General features: G+C 38.2%; 20 protein-coding genes and 1 pseudogene. 12 read left to right on the top strand and 9 right to left on the bottom strand.

Annotated features, from left to right (window positions below):
• Positions 1-9: 9 nt before the first annotated feature.
• The gene (locus A3Q33_RS20070) at positions 10-417 is read right to left on the bottom strand and encodes a MerR family transcriptional regulator (RefSeq protein ID WP_081181923.1); all 408 of its coding nucleotides are present in this window, start codon (positions 415-417) and stop codon (positions 10-12) included.
• Positions 418-659: 242 nt separating this feature from the next.
• On the opposite strand from A3Q33_RS20070, the gene A3Q33_RS20075 reads away from it, so the two are divergent.
• Together A3Q33_RS20075 and bcp are read left to right on the top strand one after the other, a co-directional pair.
• Positions 660-1,190, top strand: coding sequence for a glycine cleavage system transcriptional repressor (locus A3Q33_RS20075; protein ID WP_081181925.1), 531 nt, complete (start codon positions 660-662; stop codon positions 1,188-1,190).
• A 167-nt stretch (positions 1,191-1,357) separates the two neighbouring features.
• Positions 1,358-1,828 carry a thioredoxin-dependent thiol peroxidase gene (gene bcp / locus A3Q33_RS20080; RefSeq protein WP_081181929.1) on the top strand — a complete coding sequence of 157 codons (471 nt, stop codon included), beginning with the start codon at positions 1,358-1,360 and terminating at the stop codon, positions 1,826-1,828.
• A gap of 160 nt (positions 1,829-1,988) precedes the next feature.
• On the opposite strand, the gene cobA is transcribed toward bcp, so the two are convergent.
• The 3 genes from cobA to A3Q33_RS20095 all read right to left on the bottom strand — a co-directional run bounded on the left by cobA (position 1,989) and on the right by A3Q33_RS20095 (position 4,634).
• The gene (gene cobA, locus A3Q33_RS20085) at positions 1,989-2,819 is read right to left on the bottom strand and encodes a uroporphyrinogen-III C-methyltransferase (protein WP_196798014.1); all 831 of its coding nucleotides are present in this window, start codon (positions 2,817-2,819) and stop codon (positions 1,989-1,991) included.
• 511 nt (positions 2,820-3,330) lie between these two features.
• Positions 3,331-4,404 carry an AI-2E family transporter gene (locus tag A3Q33_RS20090; RefSeq protein WP_081181936.1) on the bottom strand — a complete coding sequence of 358 codons (1,074 nt, stop codon included), beginning with the start codon at positions 4,402-4,404 and terminating at the stop codon, positions 3,331-3,333.
• A 5-nt stretch (positions 4,405-4,409) separates the two neighbouring features.
• Positions 4,410-4,634, bottom strand: coding sequence for a sulfurtransferase TusA family protein (locus A3Q33_RS20095; protein WP_081181939.1), 225 nt, complete (start codon positions 4,632-4,634; stop codon positions 4,410-4,412).
• 117 nt (positions 4,635-4,751) lie between these two features.
• Between A3Q33_RS20095 and A3Q33_RS20100 the strand changes: the two genes are divergently transcribed.
• The 5 genes from A3Q33_RS20100 to A3Q33_RS20120 all read left to right on the top strand — a co-directional run bounded on the left by A3Q33_RS20100 (position 4,752) and on the right by A3Q33_RS20120 (position 10,078).
• A complete protein-coding gene (locus tag A3Q33_RS20100) occupies positions 4,752-5,342 on the top strand; it encodes a hypothetical protein (RefSeq protein WP_081181942.1) in 591 nt (196 codons plus the stop codon).
• Between the two features lie 44 nt (positions 5,343-5,386).
• Positions 5,387-6,844, top strand: coding sequence for a beta-barrel assembly-enhancing protease (bepA, locus tag A3Q33_RS20105; RefSeq protein WP_081181945.1), 1,458 nt, complete (start codon positions 5,387-5,389; stop codon positions 6,842-6,844).
• A gap of 55 nt (positions 6,845-6,899) precedes the next feature.
• Positions 6,900-7,250, top strand: coding sequence for an arsenate reductase (glutaredoxin) (gene arsC / locus A3Q33_RS20110; RefSeq protein ID WP_081181947.1), 351 nt, complete (start codon positions 6,900-6,902; stop codon positions 7,248-7,250).
• A 2-nt stretch (positions 7,251-7,252) separates the two neighbouring features.
• A complete protein-coding gene (locus tag A3Q33_RS20115; protein WP_081181950.1) occupies positions 7,253-7,645 on the top strand; it encodes a DUF2069 domain-containing protein in 393 nt (130 codons plus the stop codon).
• A gap of 462 nt (positions 7,646-8,107) precedes the next feature.
• Positions 8,108-10,078, top strand: a complete 1,971-nt coding sequence (locus tag A3Q33_RS20120; RefSeq protein WP_081181952.1) for a hypothetical protein — start codon at positions 8,108-8,110, stop codon at positions 10,076-10,078.
• Positions 10,079-10,274: 196 nt separating this feature from the next.
• Here the strand turns inward: A3Q33_RS20120 and hda are convergent, their stop codons facing one another.
• On the bottom strand, positions 10,275-10,985 hold the full coding sequence (gene hda / locus A3Q33_RS20125) for a DnaA regulatory inactivator Hda (RefSeq protein ID WP_081154077.1): 711 nt from the start codon (positions 10,983-10,985) through the stop codon (positions 10,275-10,277).
• Entirely contained in the window at positions 10,982-12,004 is a 1,023-nt protein-coding gene (locus A3Q33_RS20130; RefSeq protein WP_196798015.1) for a DUF2066 domain-containing protein, read from the bottom strand. Before A3Q33_RS20130 ends, hda begins: the two co-directional genes overlap by 4 nt.
• A 240-nt stretch (positions 12,005-12,244) precedes the next feature.
• Here A3Q33_RS20130 and purM point away from each other — a divergent pair.
• From purM to A3Q33_RS20145, 3 genes and pseudogenes are all read left to right on the top strand, one after another.
• Positions 12,245-13,290, top strand: a pseudogene (purM, locus tag A3Q33_RS20135) (phosphoribosylformylglycinamidine cyclo-ligase).
• Between the two features lie 6 nt (positions 13,291-13,296).
• A complete protein-coding gene (purN, locus tag A3Q33_RS20140; RefSeq protein WP_081181958.1) occupies positions 13,297-13,941 on the top strand; it encodes a phosphoribosylglycinamide formyltransferase in 645 nt (214 codons plus the stop codon).
• A 21-nt stretch (positions 13,942-13,962) separates the two neighbouring features.
• Positions 13,963-14,715, top strand: coding sequence for a DUF3108 domain-containing protein (locus A3Q33_RS20145; RefSeq protein WP_081181961.1), 753 nt, complete (start codon positions 13,963-13,965; stop codon positions 14,713-14,715).
• A 187-nt stretch (positions 14,716-14,902) separates the two neighbouring features.
• Here A3Q33_RS20145 and A3Q33_RS20150 read toward each other — a convergent pair whose 3' ends face one another.
• The gene (locus A3Q33_RS20150) at positions 14,903-15,682 is read right to left on the bottom strand and encodes a class II glutamine amidotransferase (RefSeq protein ID WP_081181963.1); all 780 of its coding nucleotides are present in this window, start codon (positions 15,680-15,682) and stop codon (positions 14,903-14,905) included.
• A gap of 353 nt (positions 15,683-16,035) precedes the next feature.
• On the opposite strand from A3Q33_RS20150, the gene fadE reads away from it, so the two are divergent.
• Both fadE and A3Q33_RS20160 read left to right on the top strand, forming a co-directional pair.
• Positions 16,036-18,453: an acyl-CoA dehydrogenase FadE gene (gene fadE, locus A3Q33_RS20155; RefSeq protein ID WP_081181966.1), complete on the top strand. Its 2,418-nt coding sequence runs from the start codon at positions 16,036-16,038 to the stop codon at positions 18,451-18,453.
• A gap of 454 nt (positions 18,454-18,907) precedes the next feature.
• Positions 18,908-19,960, top strand: coding sequence for an aldo/keto reductase (locus A3Q33_RS20160; RefSeq protein ID WP_081181968.1), 1,053 nt, complete (start codon positions 18,908-18,910; stop codon positions 19,958-19,960).
• Between the two features lie 68 nt (positions 19,961-20,028).
• Here the strand turns inward: A3Q33_RS20160 and A3Q33_RS20165 are convergent, their stop codons facing one another.
• Together A3Q33_RS20165 and A3Q33_RS20170 are read right to left on the bottom strand one after the other, a co-directional pair.
• Positions 20,029-20,427, bottom strand: a complete 399-nt coding sequence (locus A3Q33_RS20165; protein ID WP_081181971.1) for a DUF1801 domain-containing protein — start codon at positions 20,425-20,427, stop codon at positions 20,029-20,031.
• A gap of 151 nt (positions 20,428-20,578) precedes the next feature.
• On the bottom strand, positions 20,579-22,399 hold the full coding sequence (locus A3Q33_RS20170) for an acyl-CoA dehydrogenase C-terminal domain-containing protein (RefSeq protein WP_081181973.1): 1,821 nt from the start codon (positions 22,397-22,399) through the stop codon (positions 20,579-20,581).
• Between the last annotated feature and the right edge of the window lie 21 nt (positions 22,400-22,420).

The raw sequence follows: 22,420 nt of genomic DNA on the forward strand, positions 1-22,420 counted from the left end.
CAGGGTAAACTATCCTCTAGGGGGAGAGTCAAAAATTTGATTTACGAGGGGCTTGGAGCAATCTGGATCTTCTGAAAGGCAATCGATAATTAACGTAGAATATTGCTTAAGCCTAAACTGTTTTTCTTTTAGGATAGTCATTTCTTTCTTGAGCTGTAATTCTTTTATACAAATTAATTTTTCTATTTGAGTCCATGACGACTGTTCACCGGATGCAAAGGCTGCTTTAAATTCTGCTAAGGAGAAACCTAATTTTTGAGCTTCTTTAATCAGCTTTATAGTAACGATATCAGATTTTTCAAAGGTTCTGTATGATCCCGATCTTGCCACCGAAGGTAATAAACCCATGTTTTCATAATGACGAATTGCTTTTACTGAGGCCCCGCTCAATTTAGATGCCTCACCAATATAAATCATATTTAGTACCTTGTGATAAATCAATTAAGTATAACCAATTTGTATAACACCCATTGAAAATTTCCTCGTTTGAACTATTTCTACTTAACTATTCATATTTAACTATTCCTATTTATCTAGACCTGCTGTCACGTCATATTTAGCTTATCACTCAATTTAATTAAACCTTTAGCACTCACGTTAGCTTTAATCCCATAAGTTAAGTTACAATAGCGTTTTTAATATCTCAGCTAGGTTTATTGATGAGCGAATATTTAGTTTTAACGGCCATGGGTCCAGATCGCAAAGGCAGTGTCAGTGACTTAACCAAACTAGCAAGCGAATGTGGCTGCAATATTTTAGACAGTAGAATGGCAATATTTGGCTTAGAGTTTACGCTAATCATGCTACTTATGGGGACGAATAAAGCTATCCATCAATTAGAAAGTAAACTGCCCGCGGTGGCGCATAAACTTGAACTAATTACCATGATGAAAAGAACTTCAGGTTATCGCGATCAAGAGTTTATCCATCATTACCAAGTTGATTATGCCGGTATAGACCAACCGGGTGTTTTGAAAGCCGTGACAGCATTCTTTGCGACACGAAATATTGATATATCGTCATTAAAATCTGAAATTAATCAGAAGAGTAATCACATGAGTGCCTCAATTTTAATTGCGCTGATGGAAGAAACCAGTATTGAACAACTTGAAAGCGACTTTTTAGAGTTGTGTGAACAATTTGACGTTCAAGGCTGTATTAAAAAAGTTCAATCAAACCAGCTAGATTAACTTATTGAACAACATTCGATGAAGATAAATATTAGCATTCAAGGTATGAAAGAAACTAATCGATAGCTACCAAGCTTACGCGAGATGAAGACATTTATTATTTAGAAAAATAGCAGTTATAACGTTAATTAATCTTATTTTTATTATATTTATTTTAGAGGGATACAATGAACACATTAGTTGTAGGCGATAACGCGCCACTTTTCACATTAAAAGATGAAAATGACCAAGACATTAAACTTGCAGATTTTATCGGAAAAAAACAAGTATTGGTCTATTTCTATCCTAAAGCAATGACGCCAGGTTGTACTGTGCAAGCACAAGGGCTACGTGACAGTAAATCAGCTTTAGATACCTTAAATACTCAAGTATTTGGTATTAGTCCAGATGAGCCTAAAAAATTAGCTAAATTCTGCGTACGCGACGAACTTAACTTTAGCCTATTGTCAGACCCTGATCATAGTGTTGCTGATGCATTTGGAGTATGGGGTTTAAAGAAATTTATGGGACGTGAATACGATGGCATTCACCGTTTGAGCTTTCTAATTGGTCTTGATGGTAAAATTAGCCATGTTTTTAACAAGTTTAAAACTAAAGATCATCACGAAGTTGTTTTAGATGTACTTAACAAGCTTTAATTACAGCACTATTACTTTTAAAAAAGTAATTAAATAATAAAAAGGCTTAACAATTAATTTGTTAAGCCTTTTTATTATCAAGATGCACATGACGCCGCTGTCACTTGCACATGAAAGAGTGGCGATTTACCAGTAACAAATACTGATAAATCAGAATATATTAACCAGCTTTTGCTGCCAGCTGAATTGGCTGCTGATAATTTTTTGCATCTAAAAATCCAGGCTTTGCTAAAGCAGTATCTGTTAACTGATTCACAACATCACCTATTACAATTAAAGTAGGCGGTGTTATTTTATGCTCTGCCACCAAGTCAGCAAGTGTAGATATTTTACCGCGAAAAATTTGTTGCTCAGGCTGTGTGCCTTTGCGAATAAGTGCGGCAGGCGTATTAGCGTCGCGACCATGTTTGATTAACTGCTCTGTAATACTTGGCAAGGTATTAATACCCATATAAAACACAACCGTTTGGCTACTAGCACTTAAACTTTGCCATGGTAAATTAAGTTGCCCGTCGTTTTGCATATGGCCAGTAATAAACGTGCACCCCTGTGCCACACCTCGGTGTGTTAAAGGAATACCGGCATAGGTGGTGCAACCTGATGCGGCCGTAATACCCGGACAAAGATGACAGCTAACACCATTTTTTAATAAATATTCAGCTTCTTCACCACCACGACCAAATATAAACGGGTCACCGCCTTTAAGTCGCAATACTCTTCTACCTTGTTGTGCATATTGTAGTAACAATTCATTAATTTTATCTTGCGGAACACAGTGCTTGGCTTGTTCTTTACCGACATACAAACGTTCACAGTCGTCAGGTAAAAGCGCCATAATTTCATCGCTAACTAAACGGTCATAAATGGCAACATCTGCCTGTTCAATAAAGCGCAAAGCTCGTATAGTCAATAATTCTGCGTCACCGGGACCTGAGCCAACTAATGCGACTTCACCAGGTTGTAGAATAGATTTTCTATTTACATTATTCAAAAGCTTTATACTCTATTGATTTTTATCAAAAAAAGGCATCGTACTATACGACATCCCCTACCACAGTTATTCTATTATAGAATAAAAAAACCTAACCTTATAAAATTTTATTCGATAACTTAGTGCTAATTAACCTAAGTTGTTTTATTTATACCCAGTTGATTAATTAAGTGTTCTACTTTTTCATGAGGAAAAAAGCATAGTTACAAGGCATTTATTTTAATAACGAGTTATTAGGACAAGATGCTCCGGCATTACCTATTAAGCGGTATCCATGCTGCGATAATTATTAAATAAATAACGCTGTAGTTGGTCGTTTTAATCAGTATAAATGATCATATATTAAAAGAGATGGATATATTAGCGGCTAGAAGCTAAAAATGTAAACTTGATAATGGCCCAAATTAATCATTCAACTTTCAAACAAGGTATTATTAAAGCAGTGAAATAAAATAAAAATATAAGCCCATAAAACCAGGCTTATATTCATTGCTAGAATGTAAAAAGCTCACTAAATTTCAGTGATGCCCTCACTTTGCGTTGTTGTTGACCAAGCATTAAGTACAGCCTTAACAAGCGTTGCTAACGGAATAGCAAAAAATACGCCCCAAAAGCCCCATAGTCCGCCAAACAATATTACCGCTATAATAATAGTTACCGGATGTAAATTTACCGCTTCAGAAAACAGTAAAGGCACTAATAAGTTACCATCTAGTGCTTGGATAATGCCGTACGCTATCATCACGTAGCCAAATTCAGCACTCGTCCCAAATTGGAACAAGGCCACAAGCAACACAGGCAAGGTGACAATCGTCGCACCAACATAAGGTACTAGTACCGATAATCCCACTAACACCCCAAGTAATACTGGGTAATTAAGCCCTAAGACAATAAATGCGATGGTTGATGCTGTACCAATAATAATAATTTCAATTAATTTACCACGAATATAATTCATAATTTGTTGGTTCATTTCAGTGCCAACTTGTTTTGCCATTCGGCGATCCTTCGGTAGAAATTTGCGTAAACTATCAAAAAGTACACTTTTATCTTTTAGAAAGAAAAACACCATTAACGGCACTAAAATTAGATATATCAGCAGTGCAACAACATTAGAGATTGAGTTAAGAGACGCTTTTAGGGCTACTTGCCCCCATTCAATAAGTTTATCGTTGACTAACGTAATAACATGACCAATTTGTTGGGCACTAACTAATTCAGGGTATTGCTCTGGCAAGGCTAATAAATAGGTATGCCCTTTTCCAACCATTTGGGGCACTTCTTGCAGTAAATTACTACTTTGTTGCCATATAACCGGCATAAGGCCTAAAATGCCGATCAAGCTTAACCCCACAAAAGCAGAGACTACGATCACGACGGACAAACCGCGAGAAAGCCCCACCTGCGAAAGCTTATTCACCGGTAAATCTAATAAAAAAGCAATCGCCACAGCAACAAATACTGGCATTAATAAACTACTAAAAAAATACACGAACAAAAAAGTACAAATTAAAATAACCATTAAGGTTACCGCACTCGGATCTGAAAAATTTCTTCTATACCAATCGCTAAACAGTGAAACCATAATATTTACTTTTCCATTCTTATCTTTAATTCAACAATATATTTATCAACATTACGCTGTTCAAAATAAAATCCTTTTTTGATTAACAACTTAGGAATATCTTTTTTAGAACCATTATCGCAAATGCGTATTAAACAACTATCAATCGGTGTTAACTTTCGGAGTAACAAGCGTAAATTTACCAAAGGTACAGGGCATTTATCTTGTGTGGCATCGTATTCGTAAATCATAAATAAACTATGCGTAGAGCTTTAGTTTGATTATCTAATTTGCGACAATTGATTACAATGACATTTGTAAATTCTTTTAATGTATTTTTAATAATTTAAAGGGGTTAAAGAGATTAAATGAGCGAGCTTTCTGATAATCCGAGTCTCAAAGAGATAAACATCTACAAAAACAAGATAAACTGGGGTGATGTACCCGCTATTTATCAATTAGCGTCAAATTCAATTAGTGAAATTGACGGTATTTTATCGCACGGTTTTAATAATGCATTTACACAGTTGCTAGACCAAAGTAATTGGAATGTAAATTTTATAACGCCAGAAAGCGATATTGTTGGCAAGGTAACAACACGTAAGCCGAAGATTTCGCTGTATCATAATATTAATGAACAACATTATGAGTTACATTGTTATCCAGTAATCAATAATGAGCCAGTGCTTGAAGCACAGTTTAATAACCCACGGTGTTCATTTATAGAATGGACACCACAAACAATGCAAATATTGTTTAGATTGAACTCATTGATACCTTTTATTGTCTACACCCTTCAAAAGGGAGATATAGCAGATTATGCCCTTATTCGTTATGCCAACCAGCGTGTTGATGAGTTGATTACATTACTAAGCCAATCCTTTGACATTACCGATATCAAAGGATTTTCAATTGCTGATTTTTGTAAAGAAGTTTATCGTAAACACTCACAATCTTAATCATCTGGTAGCGATAATACACTTGAAAATATGGAAAAATAAATTTGTTTAAATTAAAGCCGCTTATTGTTGCACTTGCCATTACCACATCAATCACAAGCAGTGTATTTGCCGCGAATACAGAAACCAACAAAAATAAATTACCCGAAATAGGCTCGGCGGGTGTCAGTGTGTTGTCTATCGAAAAAGAACGCCAAATTGGTGGCGAAATGATGCGTCAAATTCGCGCGACTCAACCGATATTAAATGACCCAGTGTTAACCGAATACATCAACGATCTGGGCAACCGCATGGTACGCAACGCCAAAGACGTTAACTATAGTTTTGAATTCTTTGTCATACGTAATCAAGAATTAAATGCTTTTGCTTTTTTTGGTGGCCACATTGCCATACACAGTGGCTTGATGACTACCGCAAGCACTGAAAGTGAATTGGCTTCGGTTGTCGCACACGAAATATCTCATGTCACCCAACGCCATTTGGCCAGAAGACTAGAATCACAAAACAGATCACAACCGTTAACTATGGCCGCTATGGTGTCTAGCGTTTTGCTGACGTTAATAAACCCGACCGTTGGCATGGCAGCCCTCAGTACAACAATGGCAGCATCACAACAAGCTAGCATAAACTACACCCGAGGAAATGAACAAGAAGCTGATAGAGTTGGTATTATGTTATTGGTTAATAGTGGTTTTAACCCACAAGGTGCGCCTGACTTTTTCAACAAAATGGCAGAGAAATACCGTTATACATCAAAACCACCCGCCATGTTATTAACGCATCCTTTACCTGAATCTAGAATTTCAGATGCCAGAATAAGAGCACATAATTTTTCACCTAGGCCACTAGCACCAAGCTTGCAATTCGAGTTAGCTAAAGCCCGCATAATGGCAAGATATGAAGGCAATGCTAAAGATAACATTATTAACTTTAAGCAAAGTTTAGAGAAACAGAACTATGCGATTGAAGAAGCGGCAAAATACGGTCTTGCGCTCTCAAATTATGAAGATAAAAACTATCAAACGGCTATCAATCAACTTGAAGCCTTATTACACGACGACAACCGGAATCTTTTTTATGTTGATGCCCTAACCGATGCCTATATTGCGGTAAAAGCCTTCGACAAAGCTATTGCTATGCTTGACGAGTTAAACTTGTTAATGCCGAATAACCAAGTGGTCACGTTAAACTACGCCAACGTATTAAATGAAGCAGAGCAATATAGTAAAGCAGAGATACTCTTACAAAATTTCTTGGTGCTCAGCCCCAAAAACTTTATTGCCAATGATTTATTAACCGAAGTATATAGAAAACAAGATAAGAAGGCCCTTATGCATGCCAGCAAAGCCGAAGTGTTTGCGTTATTTGGCGCTTACCCGAAAGCCGTTGATGAATTGCAAACCGCTTATAACTTTGTTGAAGAAAACCCTTTATTACAAAAACGCATGAAAGGCCGGATATTACAATTACAAGAACAGCAAGAAAAGCTTAAGCGTCTTTAAAAAATCAGTTAAAATAGCGCTAATTGAATTAATTAAAACAATCTAAGAGAAAAACATGTTAACTATTTATCACAATCCTCGTTGCTCTAAAAGCCGACAAACACTAGCACTTATCGAAGAACAAAAGCATGAGGTCACTATTGTTGAATATTTAAAAACACCGCTTAGCATTGCAGAAATTGAAACGTTGATGTCGTTACTGAAAGTATCGCCAAAAGAGATGATGCGAACAAAAGAAGCTGAATTTAAAGCGCAAAACTTAGCTAACGCTGATGATGCGACGTTAATAGCTGCGATGGCAGCAACACCAAAACTCATAGAACGCCCTATTGTTACTGATAACACCCGAGCGATTATTGGTCGTCCGCCTGAAAACGTACTTTCGCTCATGCAGGCTAATAAATAAAAATGACAACTAAACCACGTTTTTCAACAACTACGCTTAAGAAAATAACATTATTTGGCTACTTTTCTTTGTTGTTTTATATGCCTTTATGGCTTGTTTTTATCAGCGATGACTCTGCACTTTCAGTGCCACTAACATTAGTGTTTTTTACTTTACCTTTGTTATTTCCATTAAAAGGTCTAGTTCAGGGCAACCCTTATACTTACGCTTGGTCGAATTTTATTGTGATGATTTATTTTTTGCACAGTTTAACCACTTTATGGGTTTCAGCCGATGAAAAGCTATGGGCAGTGGGCGAATTATTTTTTGCCACTGTTATGTTTATTGCTGGCAGTTATTATGCAAAATATCGCGGCCAAGAACTTGGTTTAAGTATTCGTAAAAAGAAAGAATAGTGTCACTGACTTTATTTTCAAAAATGAATAACGAGCCAGTTTATAAAGAGTAATCTACGGCTGATTTCCCGCTGTAAAAACGTATTACGCTCTCTATTCTGCTCCGCATTACGCTCTTAAAACCTAGCACTGAAAAAGGTCATATACCTTCGTTAGTGCTAGGTTTATTTATTAACGGTCCTATTTTATTCGCAGAGAAAGCGACTAAAGGTCAAACCTTTAAATTAACAATAAATAGCTCAGGACAATATGCGCTGTCATAGTCTACTAGTCTGCATCTATCTAGCGATAATAATTAACTAAAATAAGCAGATAATAATAAATACCCTCCCCTTTACTATCAGAACAAAATTGTTTAAAAATAGGTCTGCAAATTAATGCTGTAATCTATCGGCGTTATTTTTGAAGTTAATTTACCTTTAATGGGTCTTTATTATATCCAAGTAATAAACAGAGGCACGAATGAACAGTACTCACTTGAAACGAAAAGGTTCTTTTAACGTAGTTAATATACTTACGTTAGCTGTAGTTGCTTTTATTGTGCAAGGATGCGGCGGCAGTGGCTCTGACAGTAAAAATAATCAGCCAGTTGAAAACTTTACACCGGTTGTTACACAAACAGGCATTATCACCTTTGACGAAGCGAGTAAAACCGCGCAACCGATAGAGTTATTCCTTTATTATCCCAACGACACACTGAACAATATTAGTTGGCAACAAACTGCAGGTAACAACCTTGTTTTTCATGCGGGTAACACGAAGGGAATTGCTTTTACGCCTTCAATGGCAGGTGATTATAGTTTTCAAGTAAACTTTACCAGAAATGGCCAAAACGAGACCTTGTCACATACCTTTACGGTGTCAAATGATAATAGCCAAATAGCGGCAAGGTTAGGTCATGCGGTGTTAGAAGGAAATGACGTTTCATTAAGAGTCAGTATTGAAAATTCAGCGCTAAACAAAGACAGCATTATTTGGCAACAACTCTCTGGGCCAAGTGTTACATTTAGTGAAAGCACTGAGGGGGAAAACGCCTTTTATTTTAAGGCACCCGCAGTAAGTATCGATAGTTTACTTACCTTTAGCGTTAGTGCTTCAGATGGCGTAACACAACACCAAGATACCGTTGCCATTTTAGTAGAAAATGCTCCAACAATTAGTACCAATGAAAATATTGCTTATGACACGAGATTAGCCACTGTATTTCCTTTCAATGCTAACTCTCCCTATGCCGATGTTTTAGTCGATTGTGTATACAGTAACGCCATTGATTTTCGAACCAGTTGCCGCTTAAATAAATTACCATTGATTGCTCAAGATACTACAACCCCAACGATTGAAGATATTATGGATCGCGTTGTGGTTTCTCATCAGTGGATGGGGCAAAGATTTAAAGAGTTTTTACAAAACTCAGATCAACAAGGTGATTTTAAAAACTTACTGCGTGCTACCACAGCCATTGTTATTTCGTATGACGTCCGCCCTTCTTATTATTGGGTCGTTACCGGTGCTATTCATCTTGATCCTAACAACCTTTGGTTAACCCCGGATGAAAGAGATACCATAAATGAAGCGCCTGACTATCGTGCCTCATTTGGTGATAGCTTAAATTTTGTGATGCCATGGCGCTATGTTAAAAATAACAACTACGCTAGTTATTCTTATCCTGAAAACTTGAGAGTAACACGTGATGCAAGCGATGGTATTTATAATCTAGCTTCCTTGATGTATCACGAACTTGCGCATGCAAATGACTTTTTCGCACAAAGCACATGGTCAAACATAGACCGAAACGACCGCATACTAGATGCTGCAGATAAAATAATACAAACAACAGGCATACAATCAGACTCATTAAGTACTACATTACCGCTTAATGGCGTTGAGATGTATCGTTTAGCGCAAGTTCGCTATAAAGGGGAAACAGCTACCTCGAGCGAGAAAAACTATAGCCCAAGTGACGTAACAAGTTTTTTTAGTCCTGAACACGCACCACAATTTTACAATTACAGCAGTAAGCGCGAAGACTACGCCATGCTATTCGATGGCTTTATGATGAAAGCTCGTTACGATATTGACCGAGATATTGCGATAACAAATCAGCCACAAAGTGCCAGCGAACAATACATAGTTACCTGGGGACAACGTGGCCGTATTGGAGACGAAAATATTAAGCAAAGAGTGGATTACGTAACTCGCAGAATATTGCCAGAGTTTACTTCAGCTTCAGGTATTATTAGTAACTTGCCTGCACCAATTGCGATGGAATCAGGCAAAACATGGACAGAAAATTTAACCATTAGCCCTAGCGTTAATCAAACGGAGAAAGTAGCAATTGACGGGCTGCCATTCAATAACTCAAAAGGTTATAGAATGAATGCTAATGGCCCGATGTTTTATGAAAAGCCTATGCCGATACGCAAAAACAATTAATCCTCTATAAGAGCGTTTTATGCTTAGGATGAAGTAGACAGCAGCTAAATGACATAAGTCCAAGGGTAGGTCGGCATTTATACCGTCGAATTTATGCCCTCGAAATTTATGCCTTAGACCCTAGAACTGTGCCTTTAGCTCGATAAAGAAAGTCAGTTTACCGACAGAGTTGACTGACTACTTTCAAATGAAAAATTTAAAACAATACATCTTTAATAAAGGGAATAGTGATACGACGTTTTTCTCTTATTGATGCTTGGTCAAGTTGCTCTAATGCGGCAATTAAACTTGTCATATCACGTGATAAACGATTGATTAAAAAGCTCGCCACTTCATCACTCATATATAAACCTCGCTGCTGAGCACGGTATTGTAAAGCAAATGACTTTTCTTTATCAGACAGCGGTTTTAATTGCTCCGTTAATCCCCAGCTGAGCCTCGATACCAAGTCAGGTAAGCTAATATTTAACTTCGCAACACTTTGATCGCCAGTAATAATTAAGCATTTGTTTTGCTCGACCATACGGTTATATAAATCAAACACACCTTGTTGCCACTTTTTATTACCTGCGATTAATTGAATATCATCCAAACACACTAAATCGATATTCTCTAAGCCGTCTAGGACATCAACCGAAAGCTGTGTGAGCTCGGAAAATGACAAACACAACGACGTAATGCCTAACGTATCGGCGTATGCACAACTGGCATGTAACAAATGACTTTTGCCAACACCGGTTAAACCAAACAAAAATAAACTGTGTACCTGTTTGTTAACATCGCCCATATGATCAAGAAAATGCGTTAATTGTTGGACAACCATTTGGTTGCTTTCACTTTGAAAACTTGCAAACGTTTCATCATCAGGTAATTGCACAGACAGAGTTAATTGCGAAACTTTCTTCACTTTTTGCCCCAATAAAATACCGGTACTTGTTCTGTGCCTTCGGGTGCAGCCAAAGGGTCGACATAACGATTCAGCTGTTCACTTAACTTTAATGAGGCAATCAAAGCTTGTTGTGAGCCAATTAACGACAATTTAAAACGACGGTTTGTACCTTTTACGCTGACCAGTTGCACTGATTGCACGGCTGACAGTTCTTCAAGAAAATCTGTCACTGCGATTAAATCAATTAATGAAGCGATATTAGCAACATCGATTTCAAACTCATTACTATTCGTGGTAGATAATGCATATTGCTGATAAATAATGTCGGTAATATCAGCAAAGGCCGCTATTAATAATTCATCAACATTATCGCCTAAGTATTGCTCGCTAAATATTTGTGCATGCTCACTTTGCACATCAGTCATTAAGCTCCAGTCCACAGCTAAACTATCGCTTTTACAAAGTGGACAGTCTTCTTTATTGGCTTCAGTCGCCACTAAACTTGAATTTGACACCCTTACCACCACTACGGCTTCTGCCATATAACGGGCAGAGGCTTGTGCAACAGGTTGAGAAAATCGCCCCCAAACATCAGTTAATGACAAAGCGGTTACGTCAGTTAAATCCATTATTGGCATAACTATAGGCAAACCACGTAACTGAGAAAAATCATTTATAACAGTGGGTAACAATGAGTTAGAGCTTGAAGAAATTATTGTCCGGTCAAAACCATCTTCTTCAACCAACCACACCATAACCTGCGGTCTTAATCGACCCCAAATTGCTAAATCGCTTTCTTTAAATAATTGATTAATTTTATCTTCGTCAAAGGAAACATTCAGTAAAACTTTATGACCACTGCGGATATATTGATATTGCGTGACATACTTGTTGTAGTTATTTATAGCTTGAGAAATAAGCGGGTGCTCAATTTCCTTACCGCCAACCTTCACTAAAATAGCGCGTAAAGCATTTTTAAGGGCGAGATTACGATCGTCATTTGATTGTGACGCTACAGCAACTTTCGCGCTGTACAAGTTTGCAACCTCGATAGCGCTAATATTAAGCGGCAATACAAAGCAAAAGAATATCAAAAAATTTCTGAACATATATAGCATTAGCGTGTGTTTCATAATGAAGATCTTATCATAATGTTGCTGATTTTTATCACTTATAAAAAATAATTTATTTTAAAGATTTTCAGCGCGTCTTTGCGCTGATAGAATGTGCGCCTTTATCGTAGAAGCAAACTAACACAACATAATCGAGGTTTCCCCGTGAGCGAAGAAAAACAGTCTTTAAGTTATAAAGATGCTGGCGTTGATATAGATGCAGGTAATGCCCTAGTTGAAAATATTAAAGGTGCTGTAAAACGCACTACACGTCCAGAAGTTATGGGGGTCTAGGTGGTTTTGGATCTGTCTGTCAACTTCCTACCGGATATAAAGAGCCCGTACTTGTTGCTGGGACCGATGGCGTAGGTACAAAATTACGTTTAGCCATCGATTTAAAGCGTCATGACACTGTCGGTATCGACTTAGTCGCCATGTGTGTGAATGACTTAATCGTACAAGGTGCTGAACCATTATTCTTCTTAGATTACTATGCTACAGCAAAACTCGATGTTGCCGTTGCCTCTGCCGTAGTTGAAGGTATTGCTGAAGGTTGTGTGCAAGCAGGTTGTGCATTAGTCGGTGGCGAAACCGCTGAAATGCCAGGTATGTACCATAAAGGCGACTACGATATCGCAGGTTTTTGTGTTGGTGTAGCTGAAAAGTCACGCTTGCTAGACGGCACTAAAGTTGCCGCGGGTGATCAGCTTATTGCGCTTGGTTCTTCGGGTGCACACTCAAACGGTTATTCTTTAGTACGTAAAGTATTAGAAGTAAATAACACTGACACTAACGATTTACTTGACGGTAAACCATTAGCCGAACATTTATTAGCGCCAACAAAAATTTATGTTAAGTCAGTTTTAGAGCTACTTAAGCATGTTGACGTGCACGCATTGTCGCATATTACAGGTGGCGGCTTTTGGGAAAACATTCCTCGTGTATTACCAGAAAGTGCACAAGCGATTGTTGACGGCAACAGCTGGCAGTGGCCGGCAATCTTTAATTGGTTGCAAGAAAATGGCAATATCAGCGAACACGAAATGTACCGTACATTCAACTGTGGCGTTGGTATGATCATCGTTGTTCCAGCTGACCAATTATCGAAAAGTATCGATATTTTGAATGCTCAAGGTGAAAACGCTTGGCACATTGGTGAAATTGCAGATCTGCAAGCGGGCCAAGAACAAGTTATTATAAACAAAGGTTAATCATTGATGCGAAGCCGAATAGTAGTACTTATTTCCGGCGGCGGCACAAACTTACAGGCGATTATTGATGCCAGTAAGCAAGACAACTACGGCGGCGACATCGTCGCTGTAGTGTCTAACAAAGCTGACGTTTATGGACTCACACGAGCACAAGATGCTGAAATACCAACCTCTGTGCTTTCACATAAAGACTTTGACAGCCGAGAAGAGTACGACAGTGCATTAATCACTGAGATTAATAATTATCAGCCTGATTTAATTGTGCTAGCGGGTTTTATGCGTATTTTAACCGCTAAATTCGTCCAAAAATTTCAAGGTCGTTTAATTAACATCCACCCTTCTCTGTTACCTAAATATCAAGGTTTACATACTCATCAACGTGCAATTGACGCCGGTGATACTGAACATGGTGTCAGTGTACATTTTGTCACAGAAGAGCTTGATGGCGGTCCGGTGATTTTACAAGCTAAGGTCCCTGTTTTCCCAGAAGACACCGCCGATGAACTTGCTCAGCGCGTACATCAACAAGAACATCGCATTTATCCCATGGTCGTTAATTGGTGCTGTACTAAGCGCGTAACTATGGTAAAAGAAAGTGCATTATTTGATGGTGTAATCCTACCAGTTTCAGGGTATGCTAGCGAAGAATAGCCTTAATCTAGAGAGTTTACCATGTTGAAATCATTACCTTATACCGCTTTACTTTTTTCTAGCTTGGCATTTAATGTCGTGGCAACTGAGAAAAACGATAGTGTAGTGATCCCGGCATTTAATGCTAAATATACTATTTTACATAAATCTAAAACGGTTGGTGAAGCAACACGTGAATTAACGTATTTAGATAATGGCTTAGCGCAATACAGTTATCATACCGATATCGAATGGCTAATTTTCTCAGATATTCGTGAAGAAACTTCAATTGTAAAACTTGAAGGCTATAAAGTAACGCCGAAAAGCTTTGAATATCTTCGCGAAGGCACCGGCTCTGATAAGCATTATAAATGGCGCTATGATACCGAAAAAAATACTGCCGTTGATGAAATAAAAGAGCGAACCAAAAGCATAAAGTTTCCTGAAAACATTCAAGACTCGCTCAGTTATCATTTACAGCATCGACTGAATATGATCGCTAACCCTGAGCAAGAGCACTTTGTCTATCCGGTGATTAAAACATCAGGTTCTATCAAAAATTATGTTTATCAATATGACGGTGAAGAAGAACTCATGTTGCCGTATGGTTTGGTAAAAACCATTAAACTTAAACGTGAAGTTATTGAGAAAAAACGGGTAACTTATGCCTGGTTTGCACCAGAACTAGATTACTTGTTAGTTAAACTACATCAAATTAAAGGCGATGTAGATCAATTTGAAGCACAGTTAAAGTCTGTTACCGCCATTGAACCGGCGACACCGGCAAAAAAATAGCTAAATATCAATTCACTTACGGTATATTTTATAAATAAGTGGTTGTTAATTAGCTAAGTTAACCTTGGTATAGTTAGCATTGCTTAAGTTAAAAATGGCCTAGTTAAAAGTGGCTTAGTTAAAAGTTACTTTTCTTAGCCATTTTGCTGATGTCACATTGTTAGCCATAGGGTTCGTCATCACTAACTTAGCTGCTTTGGTAAATTAATTGCCCTTTACAAAATAACAAACCTTCACCTTTTTTCATTTTTTGCCATGTTTCGTCATCGGTTAATGGCTGAGTTGCCACGACCGTAACGATATCATTTTCAGTGGTTTCTTGATCAAAGTTCACTACCATTTCTGCATCAATTAAACTCGCTTTACCAAACGGTGCCCGTCGAGTCAGCCAATGCAAGTTATTGGTACAATAAACTAATAGAAAATCACCATCGGTTAATAATAAATTAAACACACCGAGCTCATTAATTTGTTTACATAGCCCAATAACATACTGAAATAACACTTCTGAATTAGGCTCATCGCCGTCAAACTTCTGTAAAAGCTGATCTAATATCCAACAAAAGGCATGCTCACTATCCGTTTCTCCAATCGGCAAATGATACTTTGTTGCTAACGTAGCTTGAAAGTCAGCTAATTGGCCGTTGTGTGCATAAGTCCAATTTTTACCCCACATAGGGCGAACAAACGGGTGGGTGTTAACCAAAGATACATTGCCAGAATTTGCTTGTCGTATATGACAGATCACTGTTTCACTCTTAATAGGGTAATCAGTCACTAATTGAGCAATAGGCGAATGGGCGCTAGGTAACGGATCTTTAAAGCTGCGACAGCCCTTACCTTCATAAAAAGTAATACCCCAACCATCTTTATGCGGACCCGTATTACCACCGCGCTGCATTAAACCACTAAAACTAAAACAAATATCCGTAGGTACATTGGCACTCATGGCCATTAATTCACACATATAATAGAACCAACAAAACAATAAATTGATAGGATGAATACTTGAAAAGTACAGTGTTGTAATTCAGGTATCAGTCAGGAAAAAATAAAATTGTACATTACTTAAAATCAAAACTTAAAATCAGAGCTTAAAATAAAAAACTAACATCAGATTAATCAAGGCTACCTCTCCATTTTAGGTTAATATGATCATTAATTAATACTGTTTTAACACACAACAACAAATAACCGCAGAATAGACTGCTAAGTATCGATAAATAATTTGAAATTATACAGCAGACGAATTAAGCTTAAATACAAATCTGGTCTGACCTTAACCAACGTCGGCCAACATATCAACATTAAGGATCAAATGTGGACTACTTAACTTGGATACTCATTGCTATAGCGTTAAGCGGGTATATGGCTTATTCACGCGCCTCACTATCAACATTTACCATCGCATTTGCCTTGCTAATGATTGTGGGTACTTTCTTCGATGTCATCGGTTTTTTCGCTTGGCTAATTTTTGCCATTATAGCCCTCCCACTCAATATTGCTGATATTCGAAAGCAGTACATTTCGAACCCTTTACTGGCTATGTTTCGGGGAATTATGCCTGAAATGTCAGATACTGAACAAGAAGCTATTGATGCAGGTACCACTTGGTTTGAAGCAGAATTATTTCGTGGCACACCTGATTGGAAAAAGCTGCATAACTACCCTAAACCAAGATTAAGCGCAGAAGAGCAAGCGTTTTTAGACGGTCCGGTAGAAGAAGTTTGTCGCATGACTGACGATTGGCAAACAACCCATGAGCTTGCTGATTTAACACCTGAAGTGTGGCAATACCTAAAAGATAATAAATTCTTCGCGATGATTATTAAAAAGCAATATGGTGGCCTTGAATTTTGTGCTTATGCTCAATCTCGTGTTTTGCAAAAGCTTTCAAGTGTGAGTACCGTTTTATCGTCAACTGTTGGTGTGCCAAATTCACTCGGCCCTGGTGAGCTATTGCAGCACTACGGGACAAAAGAACAACAAGATTATTATTTGCCACGCTTAGTAAAAGGCGATGAAATCCCTTGTTTCGCCTTAACTAGCCCTGAAGCGGGTTCAGATGCTGGCGCTATACCTGACTACGGCATTGTTTGTCATGGTGAGTTTAACGGCGAAGAAGTCTTAGGCATGCGCTTAACATGGAACAAACGTTACATAACCTTAGCACCTGTTGCGACAGTATTAGGCTTAGCATTTAAATTACAAGACCCTGATCATTTGTTAGGTGAAGAAGAAGACTTAGGTATTACCTGTGCATTAATACCAACAGATATTGAAGGGGTTATTACCGGTCGACGTCATTTCCCACTTAACGTACCATTTCAAAATGGCCCAACCCAAGGTGATGACGTATTCGTTCCTTTAAGCTACATTATTGGTGGCCCTGAAATGGCAGGACAAGGCTGGCGTATGCTGGTTGAATGTTTGTCAGTTGGTCGTGCGATTACCTTACCTTCAAATAGCACTGGCGGAATAAAGTCGCTAGCGCTAGCAACGGGTGCTTATAGCCGTATTCGTCGCCAATTCAAAATATCTATTGGTAAAATGGAAGGTGTTGAAGAAGCTTTAGCCCGTATTGGTGGAAATGCTTACTTAATGGATGCAGTAACCACCATGTCGACAGGCGCCATTGATATGGGCGAAAAGCCCAGTGTTGTTTCGGCAATTGCTAAATATCATTTAACCGAAAAAATGCGCTCGTGTGTGGCCGATGCTATGGACATTCACGGTGGTAAAGGTATTTGTATGGGCCCAGGTAACTACTTGGCTCGCTCTTATCAAGGTGCTCCAGTGGCCATTACCGTCGAAGGTGCAAACATATTAACGCGCAGCATGATTATTTATGGTCAAGGCGCAATTCGCTGTCATCCTTATGTGCTTGCAGAATTATCAGCAGCAAATAATCAAGATAAAGACCAAGCATTAAATGACTTTGATCATGCTTTGTTTGGCCATATTGGCTTTGCTATTAGTAATATTTGCCGCAGTGTTTGGTTTTCATTTACCGGCAGTTATGCCTTAAGTGCACCTTATAATGATGATACTAGACGTTATTACCAGTTAATGACGCGTTTTAGCTCAAACTTAGCCATGCTTTCAGATATTGCTATGTTGACCCTTGGTGGTGATTTAAAACGCCGAGAACGCATTTCAGCGCGACTTGGTGATATTTTAAGTTACCTATACTTATCCTCTGCAACGCTTAAACGTTATAACGATGAAGGTCGTCAAAGTGCTGACTTTCCTCTTGTTCAGTGGGCCTTAGAAGACAGCCTATTTAAAATTCAACAAGCCATTGATGAACTTATTAGCAACTTCCCAAATCGGGTAGTGGCGAAAGTATTAAGACTAATCATTTTACCGCTTGGTTGTTGGTTGAAAAAGCCTTCTGATATTACGGATCATAAAGTTGCTGCGTTACTACAGTACCCTAATGAAACGCGCACACGCTTAGGACAAGGCCAATACCTGACTCGCGAGCCTGGAAATGTTTTAGGTCAGTTAGAACAAACGCTTGAAGATATTATTGCTTGTGAACCTATTTTTGACAAAATTTGTCGTGAACTAGGTCAACGCCTGCCATTTTATCAACTTGACCTTGTGGCTGAAAAAGGCCTAGCGGCAAACATTATCACTGAAGAAGAAGCCGCACTGCTAACGGCGACTGAGGTTTCTCGTAAAGCGACCATTGATGTTGATGACTTTGACTCAGATGACTTAAAAGCCGGTTAATCACTGTTATTCATTAAAAATGACTGCCACAAAGCCCATTACTGCGAATAGCAATAATGGGCTTTTTTTTAGCTATAATTAAATGCGTACATTGCGCAAATAACAATTTTTATAAAAATCAGTTATACCCATCAGTTATACCCATTTGATCACTTAATTAATCAACTTGGTATTACAACTCACCTTCAACACAAAACCTGTATAGCAAGTCAGTTAAAGCTTTGTTCAGCTTAATAAAATCAGTTAAATTAACACATAGCAATCTAGCATTTAATTACCGAAAGTCATTTTAACAGCTCTTAATAGGGACTAAACACAATGGCAATACAGCATTATTTCGGGCATACACACTAGATTTTTTCCGTATAATAAACTGAGTTTAAATATTCTTATTTAAAACCCTAACACAGCAACAAGCATTCTTTATTTAAAAGAATTATAAAAGGTTAATCATATGAAATATGTTCGATTAGGCAGTAGCTCATTAGATGTGTCGACTGTTTGTTTAGGCAGCATGACCTGGGGCTTTCAAAACAATCAAAATGATGCCAATGCCCAACTCGACTATGCTCAATCAGCAGGTATAAATTTTATTGATACTGCAGAAATGTACGCGGTACCTCCGACAGAAAAAACCTACGGCAAAACCGAAGAAATTATTGGCCATTGGCTTAATGCTAACCCTTCACGTCGAAAAAACATTGTCTTAACGTCAAAAATTGCTGGGCCAGGTTTTTCGTATATTCGTGACGGCAGTAACATATCAGGAGCCAATGTTATCACCGCAGTTGAAAGCTCATTAAAACGCTTACAAACCGATTATATCGATCTTTACCAGTTGCATTGGCCTAACCGTCAATCACCACACTTTGGTAATCACTGGCCGAATAACATCAACTATACGCAAGTTAATGCTGAACAACAAAATGAAGAAATGTTAGATATTCTACAAGGATTAGATAGCTGTGTTAAAGCAGGGAAAATTCGCTATTGTGGCCTATCGGACGATACACCGTGGGGTATTAATCAGTACCTTAAACTCAGCTCAGAGCATAATTTACCGCGCATGGTATCAATACAAAATGAATTCAGTTTGTTACATACCAAAGACTGGCCGTATTTAATTGAAAATTGTGTACATGAAGATATCGCCTACTTACCTTGGTCACCACTTGCTACTGGAGCACTTACCGGTAAGTACCTTAATGGACAACGTCCAAAAGGTAGCCGCTGGACGTTTGAACAACGCCATGGTCTTTATAGAGATAATGCTAATACTGACGCAGCCGTACGAGCATACTTAGACATAGCTAAACGGCATAACATTACGCCAGCACACTTGGCTTTAGCTTGGTGTGAACAAGTCAATGGTGTTACTTCAACCATTATTGGTGCTACCAATATGCAACAGCTAGAAGAAAATATAGCCGCATTCAAACAACCACTAACAACTGAAGTACTCGACGAGATTAAGCAAACATTAAGACAGTTTCCGTCACCGTTTTAGCTATAAAGAGCCTTTAACAAGGCATAGATTAACGTTAACTAATCAGAATAAAGCCGATAGCTGTTGCGCTATTTATCGCTGCAGCTATATTTACTTTGCATTTCCTTAACCGACAAAGTCGCTATAACTTTTAAAACATCAAGACTGATATCCTCAAGCTTATTGATGTATAAGCAAGACTGCCCCAGTTTATGTTTGCCCAGTATTTTTAATTGTGATTGAAATGTTGAAAACCCGGGCATAATATAAATAGCAATATTTTGCTTACGCGGTGAAAAGCCAATAACCATGCTATCGCCCTCTCGTCCACTTTCATATGTATAATGATATTGTCCAAAACCGATAATATTGCCATGTAAACTAGGTTTATAGCCGGATGCATCAGCTAATAAATTGACCAGCTTTTGGCTATCATCTTGTTTAGTTTTATTGTCAATAGCGGCAATAAATTTCGTAATTTCATCCATAAAACCTCCACTTTGGGTTAACAACAAGAGTATAAACTAAAATATTCACTTGAGCTGATAGATCGAAAAAGGCTGTATTTCAAATGAAATACAGCCTTTAAATTTTTATTGTCTAAATAGAACTATCTAATGCTTAAATAACCCTTAATGATTACAAGAAAGATAATAACTCTTCATCTAACTGCATTAAGGTTTTAGGATCTGCCATCATAGTTACAGCTAAAGACTTAGTCCGTGGTAATAAACGTTCAAAGTAGAACTCTGCCGTTTTAATTTTTGCACGGTAGAAGTCTCTATTTTCAACATCAGTCGCTAATTTTTCATACGCGGCTTGTGCCATTTGCGCCCAAAAATAAGCCATAACGATGTAACCTGAATACATTAAAAAGTCGACTGAAGCTGAGCCAATAACGTCACGATCTTTTTTCGCTTTAAGGCCTAAACGAATCGTGTATTGTTGCCATTTCGCTACGGTAGTACTTAAAGGCCAGATAAACTTGTTCATTTGGCGTCTGTGAGGATTGCTCGAAATCATACTCTTGTCTTTACAGAAAATAAGTACTTCTTTGGCAAATGCATTTAAAGACTTACCACGTGTCATAAGTACTTTACGCCCTAATAAATCAAGAGCTTGAATACCAGTAGTACCTTCATAAAGCGTTGAAATACGGGTATCGCGAACAATTTGTTCCATGCCCCATTCTTTAATAAAACCATGTCCACCAAAGATTTGTAAACCATGATTAGCACTTTCTTGTCCAAGTTCAGTTAAAAATGCTTTTAAGATGGGCGTAATAAAACCTAAACGATTATCGGCTTTTTTACGTTCTTCTTCAGATTTAGCATTTTCAATTTCATCAACCAATTTTGCGGTGTAATAAATCATCGCACGGCCGCCTTCACTAATAGCTTTTTGGGTCATTAGCATTTTGCGAACATCAGGATGAACAATAATAGGATCAGCCACTTTTTCAGGATTTTTAGTGCCCGATAAAGAGCGCATAGACAAACGCTCTTTCGCGTAAATCAATGAGTTTTGATAAGCCAATTCAGCCGCACAAACACCTTGTAGTGCTGTACCAACACGTGCGGTATTCATAAAGGTGAACATACATTCTAAACCTTTATTTTCTGGGCCAATTAACACACCTTTGGCATTATCAAAATTAAGTACTGCCGTTACTGAAGCTTTAATACCCATTTTGTGCTCAATAGAGCCACAAGAAACATTATTGAATTCGCCAACGTTACCTTGGTCATCTGTTTGCATTTTAGGCACAATAAAGAGTGAAATACCCTTAGTGCCTTCTGGCGCACCGGGTAATCTTGCTAATACAATATGAATAATGTTTTCAGTTAAGTCATGCTCACCAGCAGAGATAAAGATTTTCGTCCCTGTTAGGTTGTATGTACCATCACCGTTTGGCTCAGCTTTAGTTTTAACTTGGCCTAAATCTGTACCACATTGTGGTTCAGTTAAACACATAGTGCCGGTCCACGAGCCTTCAATCAGGCGCGTTAGGTATAATTCTTTTTGTTCATGGGTACCGTGAGTATGAATAGTATTCATGGCGCCGTGACTTAACCCCGGGTACATAGCCCAAGACCAGTTTGCCGTGCCCATCATTTCAGACATGACCATACCAAGTGATGCCGGTAAGCCCTGACCGCCGTGCTCAACAGCATGCGGTAAGCTCGGCCAACCACCTTCAACAAATTTTTGATACGCTTCTTTAAAGCCCTTTGGCGTTGTTACAACACCATTGTCAAAGGTACAACCTTCTTCATCACCGCTTTGGTTAAGAGGAAGGAGTTCATTTTCACTAAATTTTGCACACTCTTCCATAATAGCATCAACCAAATCTGGTGTTGCTTCTTCAAATTCAGGATGCTTTTGGTAATGGTCGTAATAATTAAATACATCTTCAAATAAAAATTTGATGTCTGCTATCGGCGCTTTATAACTTAGCATGGCTAACTCCTAACACTTTAA

It is taken from the genome of Colwellia sp. PAMC 21821, assembly GCF_002077175.1.
GTDB lineage: Bacteria > Pseudomonadota > Gammaproteobacteria > Enterobacterales > Alteromonadaceae > Cognaticolwellia.

Excerpts from the sequence above, each read along its gene's own strand:
- A3Q33_RS20145 (WP_081181961.1), top strand. The coding sequence starts at position 13,963 with ATGTTGAAATCATTACCTTATACCGCTTTACTTTTTTCTAGCTTGGCA.
- A3Q33_RS20100 (WP_081181942.1), top strand. The coding sequence starts at position 4,752 with ATGAGCGAGCTTTCTGATAATCCGAGTCTCAAAGAGATAAACATCTAC.
- A3Q33_RS20120 (WP_081181952.1), top strand. The coding sequence starts at position 8,108 with ATGAACAGTACTCACTTGAAACGAAAAGGTTCTTTTAACGTAGTTAAT.
- A3Q33_RS20075 (WP_081181925.1), top strand. The coding sequence starts at position 660 with ATGAGCGAATATTTAGTTTTAACGGCCATGGGTCCAGATCGCAAAGGC.
- A3Q33_RS20115 (WP_081181950.1), top strand. The coding sequence starts at position 7,253 with ATGACAACTAAACCACGTTTTTCAACAACTACGCTTAAGAAAATAACA.
- purN (WP_081181958.1), top strand. The coding sequence starts at position 13,297 with ATGCGAAGCCGAATAGTAGTACTTATTTCCGGCGGCGGCACAAACTTA.
- arsC (WP_081181947.1), top strand. The coding sequence starts at position 6,900 with ATGTTAACTATTTATCACAATCCTCGTTGCTCTAAAAGCCGACAAACA.
- A3Q33_RS20070 (WP_081181923.1), bottom strand. The coding sequence starts at position 417 with ATGATTTATATTGGTGAGGCATCTAAATTGAGCGGGGCCTCAGTAAAA.
- A3Q33_RS20160 (WP_081181968.1), top strand. The coding sequence starts at position 18,908 with ATGAAATATGTTCGATTAGGCAGTAGCTCATTAGATGTGTCGACTGTT.
- A3Q33_RS20165 (WP_081181971.1), bottom strand. The coding sequence starts at position 20,427 with ATGGATGAAATTACGAAATTTATTGCCGCTATTGACAATAAAACTAAA.
- A3Q33_RS20150 (WP_081181963.1), bottom strand. The coding sequence starts at position 15,682 with ATGTGTGAATTAATGGCCATGAGTGCCAATGTACCTACGGATATTTGT.
- A3Q33_RS20095 (WP_081181939.1), bottom strand. The coding sequence starts at position 4,634 with ATGATTTACGAATACGATGCCACACAAGATAAATGCCCTGTACCTTTG.
- bcp (WP_081181929.1), top strand. The coding sequence starts at position 1,358 with ATGAACACATTAGTTGTAGGCGATAACGCGCCACTTTTCACATTAAAA.
- A3Q33_RS20170 (WP_081181973.1), bottom strand. The coding sequence starts at position 22,399 with ATGCTAAGTTATAAAGCGCCGATAGCAGACATCAAATTTTTATTTGAA.
- A3Q33_RS20090 (WP_081181936.1), bottom strand. The coding sequence starts at position 4,404 with ATGGTTTCACTGTTTAGCGATTGGTATAGAAGAAATTTTTCAGATCCG.